This window comes from Streptomyces sp. NRRL S-495 (genome assembly GCF_000966955.1).
Taxonomy (GTDB): domain Bacteria; phylum Actinomycetota; class Actinomycetes; order Streptomycetales; family Streptomycetaceae; genus Kitasatospora; species Kitasatospora purpeofusca.
On sequence record NZ_JZWY01000473.1, the window covers coordinates 1 to 4,609 of the forward strand.

At 73.6% G+C, this 4,609-nt stretch carries 4 protein-coding genes and 1 pseudogene; 2 read left to right on the forward strand and 3 right to left on the reverse strand.

Annotation, left to right across the window (positions count from 1 at the left end; all coding sequences use genetic code 11):
• Together VR45_RS23975 and VR45_RS23980 are read right to left on the reverse strand one after the other, a co-directional pair.
• Positions 1-234, reverse strand: a pseudogene (locus tag VR45_RS23975) (2'-5' RNA ligase family protein); the annotation flags it as partial.
• On the reverse strand, positions 221-784 hold the full coding sequence (locus VR45_RS23980; protein ID WP_078896784.1) for a GNAT family N-acetyltransferase: 564 nt from the start codon (positions 782-784) through the stop codon (positions 221-223). The gene VR45_RS23980 and the pseudogene VR45_RS23975, both read right to left, overlap by 14 nt.
• Before the next feature lie 260 nt (positions 785-1,044).
• Between VR45_RS23980 and VR45_RS23985 the strand changes: the two genes are divergently transcribed.
• Positions 1,045-1,860 (forward strand): polysaccharide deacetylase family protein, encoded by an 816-nt coding sequence (locus VR45_RS23985; RefSeq protein ID WP_234326099.1) that lies wholly within the window; start codon positions 1,045-1,047, stop codon positions 1,858-1,860.
• A gap of 176 nt (positions 1,861-2,036) precedes the next feature.
• On the opposite strand, the gene VR45_RS23990 is transcribed toward VR45_RS23985, so the two are convergent.
• The gene (locus VR45_RS23990; protein ID WP_045941897.1) at positions 2,037-2,474 is read right to left on the reverse strand and encodes a YchJ family metal-binding protein; all 438 of its coding nucleotides are present in this window, start codon (positions 2,472-2,474) and stop codon (positions 2,037-2,039) included.
• A gap of 647 nt (positions 2,475-3,121) precedes the next feature.
• Here VR45_RS23990 and VR45_RS23995 point away from each other — a divergent pair.
• Positions 3,122-4,609: amino acid adenylation domain-containing protein (locus VR45_RS23995; RefSeq protein ID WP_045941898.1), on the forward strand; the 1,488-nt coding region annotated here is incomplete at its 3' end.

Genomic DNA, 4,609 nt, shown 5'->3' on the forward strand with positions numbered 1-4,609 from the left:
GGACAGCAGGCCGGTCAGCCGGACGGTCAACGGCAGGGTTTCGGCGAGGAGTTCGTCGAGCCGCTCGGCGGCGCCGGCGGGCATGCGGGCGCAGGTGGCCAGGGTGAGATGCGGGCGGTGGCCCGGGTGGGGGTTGTCGGCGAGGCTGTCCACGCCCGCGTCCGCGAGCCGCTGCCAGACGGTGCGCACGGCGCGGTCGAACGGCGGGTCGCAGAGCAGCTCAACCGTCTGCACGGGCCCCTCCCGGCCGCTGCTCCGGAACGAGGTCCTTGCCGTACCAGACCTCGGCGTACGGGCTGTCGCCGTAGGCGGGGATCTCGCGGTAGCCGTGCCGGGTGTAGAGCGCGCGGGCCTCGACCAGGTCGAGCCGGGTGTCCAGGACGATCCGCCGGGCGCCGAGGGACCGTGCCGCCTCCTCGACGGCGGCGAGCAGCCGGGTGCCGCCGCCGGTGCCGCGTCGGGAGGGCCGGACGTACACCCGGGTCAGCTCGACGGTCGTGGCGTCGAGCACCCGCAGGCCGGCGCAGGAGTCGGCCTCGCCCGCGTACCGGCCGAGCAGGAAGACCCCGGTGGGCGGGGCGAGGTGGTCGCTGGGGGTGTCGGCGAGGCCGGTCTCGATCTCCTCGGCCGTGCCGTCCCGGTCGAAGTGGAGCCGGTAGTAGCGGTTGGCGACGTCGATGAAGTACTCGCGCAGCAGTGCCAGGGACTCGGCGGATCCGACCTCGGCGGGCGTGACCGCCCAGGCGTCCCTGGTGCTGTGGTGCTGCTGCGTGCTCGTCGTCATGGGCGCATTATCGGGCGCCGTCCGCGCCCGGCGCCAACCCTTTTCGATCATCGGCGGGACCGTAGCCGCAGGTCGGGGCTGCGGTCCGGGGTGGGCCGGGTGGGTGACGGGTGGATTGGGCGCCCGGCGTGGCGGGGGAGCAGTGGGGTTATGCACAGACCATCAGATAATCGCATTAATGGGGGTTTGGCTGGGTCCCGGCGCGGGCGGGGACGGGGCGGGCTGGTCGCGGCGGTGTGCCTGGTGGCCGCGGTCGCGGGGTGCGGCGGCTCGGCCGGGGGCGGCGCGGTGCCGTCGACGGCGCGGGCCGGGGCGAGGCGGAGGAGGAGACCAGCGGCGAGGCGGTGGCCCGTCGGGCCGAGGCCGCCCGCACGGCGCTGGAGACCGCCCGGCGCTGGGGCCTGGCCCGGCTGCCGCTGCTGGCCCCGCAGCCCCCGGCGGCCCGGCCCGAGCTGCGCGCCGTGCAGGGCGTCAAGCTCGCGGACGGGCTGCCGCCGGTGGTCTACCGGGTGCCCACCGAGCAGCCGATCGTCTTCCTGACGGTGGACGACGGCGCCGAGAAGGACCCGGAGTTCAGTCGGATGGCGGCCGAGCTCGGCATCCCGCTGTCCACCTTCGTCGCCGACTACCTGGCCCGCTCCGACTACGGCTACTTCCGCCGGCTGTCCGAGCAGGGCGACGCGGTGAACAACCACACCATCAACCACCGCAACCTCAAGGTCCTCGACTACGCGACCCAGCGCGACGAGATCTGCCGCCAGCAGGACCAGTTGGAGGGGCAGATCGGCAGCCGCCCCCGGCTCTTCCGGCCGCCCTACGGCGAGTACAACGAGGACACCCTGCGGGCCGCCGGCTCCTGCGGCATCGAGGCGGTGCCGCTGTGGAACGAGGAGGCGTTCCCGGACCGGATGGAGTACCGCTACGAGGACCAGCGGCTCCACCCGGGCGACATCATCCTGACCCACTTCCGCGGCACCGACCTGTGGCCGGGGACCATGCCCGACCTGCTGCGCAAGGTGGTCGACGAGGTCACCGCGCAGGGCTTCGCCCTGGCCCGGCTGGACGACTACCTTTAGCCGGGCGCACGGCTGCACGGCTGCACGGCTGTACGGCTGTACGGCTGTACGGGTGCACGCGTGCTCGGGCGCTCGGGTGCACGGGCGGGCGGTCCTCCGGGGCCGCCCGCCCGCACATCCGCGCCCACCCGCACATCCGCGCCCGACACGACGAGTGCCGCGCGGAGCGGCCCGGCTCAGTCGAGCGAGAGCGCGTCCAGGTACACCCAGGCGCCCTCGTGCCGGACGAACCGGCTGTGCTCGGTGAGGACGCCCTCCTCCCGCCCCTCCGCGTAGTGGGCGCGGAAGGCCACCGTGCCCTCGGCGTGGAACGCCCCGCCCTCGCCGGTGGAGAGCACCTCCAGCCGCACCCAGCGCAGCCCCGGGTCGAAGTCCACGCTCTCCGGCCTGGTGTCCGGGTGCCAGGTGCGCAGCAGATAGGCCTCGTCGCGGGCGGCGAAGGCGCTGTAGCGCGAGCGCATCAGCGCCTCGGCGGTGGTGGCGGCGGCCTGGCCCCGGTGCAGTCGGCCGCAGCACTCGGCGTAGCTGCCGGGCAGGCCGCAGGGGCAGGGGGAGGAGGGGAGCAGGCGCGGCGCGGGCGTGCTGGCACGGGGCGCGGAACGACGTCGGGACATGCGCTCCATTCTGGCCCCTCCCCGCCGGGCGCGAGGCCCGGACGCGGGGAAGCGGGGGACCGGCGCCCGGCCTGGGGTCGGGACGTGACCGTGGTCCCGGGCGTCCGGGACGACGGGTGGCGGAGGGTGGGGGGAGCCCGGTGTGCACCGGGTGGTCGAGTTGTCCGTCGAGCCCCCGAGGTCCCCCATGAATGCACACCGTTTGCACACAGATCTGCGCCCGGTCCGCCCGCGTCCGCCGCCTCCGAGGGGTGCTGTCCGGGCATGCCGGGCGGGTGTGCCGCGGTGGGGCGCCGGGGCCGTACTATCGGCCAGATCTTGACTGGCCTCGGACAATATTGAGTCCGGAAATCTGCTTGCGGTGCCAGTAGGACACAGGTGTGCGCCAACTGACGAACCGTCGGTGAAACGCTATCGGTACGGACCGGCGCTGCCAAGGGGGTTGCCAATCCGGGTGAAATCGCCGACGAACCGTCAGATTCGGGCACCGCTGACCAGGCCGGGAGAGGTGATCTTTCCGGCATATCGAACGAGTGACGGAAATGTGCTGGTGATTCGTAGATCTTTACCCCACCATCTCCCAGGGCACACCGCCCATTTCTCGCCGACCACAAGTCGATGCAGCAGCACCCCTCGGGAGAGAAGCGATGAGTTCGACGGGACTTACTCCACTGGATCCGGCAGCACCGCTGGCCGAACTGGTGGCCGCGCAGGTCAGACGAACCCCGGACGCCACCGCCGTGATCGACGGCACACGCCGGCTGACCTACCGTGAACTGGACGCCGCGACCGCCGCGGTGGCGGGCCGGCTGGCCGCCGCCGGAGTCCGGGCCGAGACCTTGGTCGGCGTATGCCTGCCACGAACGGCCGACCTGGTGGTCGGCCTGCTGGCGGTGCTACGGGCCGGCGGGGCCTATGTGCCGCTCGATCCGGCCTATCCGCGCGACCGCCTCGAACTGGTCGTCGGCGACGCGCAGGCCCCCGTCGTGCTCACCGACCGCGCCCACGAGCACCTGCTGAACGGTGCGGACGCCACCCTCCTGCACATCGACGGCGACGGGCCCGCCGCCCCGCTCGACCCGGCCGCCGCGCGCCCCACCACCGGCGACGCGGCCACCGACGCACTGGCCTACGTGCTCTACACCTCCGGCTCCACCGGCCGCCCCAAGGGCGTCTCGGTCACCCAGCGCGGCGTCAACGCCATGCTCCGCTGGGCCGCCGACACCTACACCGCCGCCGACCTCACCGGTGTGCTGTTCGGCACCTCCGTGTGCTTCGACATCTCGGTGTACGAGCTGTTCTTCCCGCTCTCCGTCGGCGGCACGATCGTGGTCGCCGAGAACGTCCTCGCCCTCCCCGAGCTGCCCGCCCGGGACGAGGTCACCCTGGTCAACACCGTGCCCAGCGCGATGGCAGCGCTGCTGCGCGCCGGCGACCTGCCCGGTGGTGGAAATGGCAACGGCGGACTGCCCGCCGGCGTGCGCGTGGTCAACCTGGCCGGCGAGGCGCTGCCCCGCCACATCGCGGACAAGGTCCACGCCCAGCCCGGTGTCGAGCGCCTCTACAACCTGTACGGGCCCACCGAGGACACCGTCTACTCCACCTGGTCGCTGGTCGCCCGCGACGGGGCCGGCGAGCCGGTCATCGGCCGCCCGCTCGCCGGCACCCTCGACCACGTCCTCGACGAGCACCGGATACCCGTGCCGGACGGCGGCATCGGCGAGCTGTACCTCTCCGGCGAGGGCCTGGCCCGCGGTTACCACGGCCGCCCCGACCTCACCGAGGAGCGCTTCGTCCACGTCGACGGCCTGCGCTGCTACCGCACCGGGGACCTGGTCCGCCGGCTGCCCGACGGCGACCTGGAGTACCACGGGCGGGTCGACCACCAGGTGAAGGTCCGCGGTTTCCGGGTCGAACTCGGCGAGATCGAGGCGGTGCTCGCCACCCACCCCGCGGTCGAGGCCGCCGCCGCCGTCGTCCAGCGCGACGAGGCCGGCGACTACCTGGCCGCCTTCGTCCAGCCTTCCCCCGGCGCCGCCGAACCGGCACCCGCCGAACTGCGGGCCCACTGCGCCGCCGCCCTGCCCGGCTACATGGTGCCGCTGGCCGTCGCCGTGCTGGCGGAACTGCCGCTC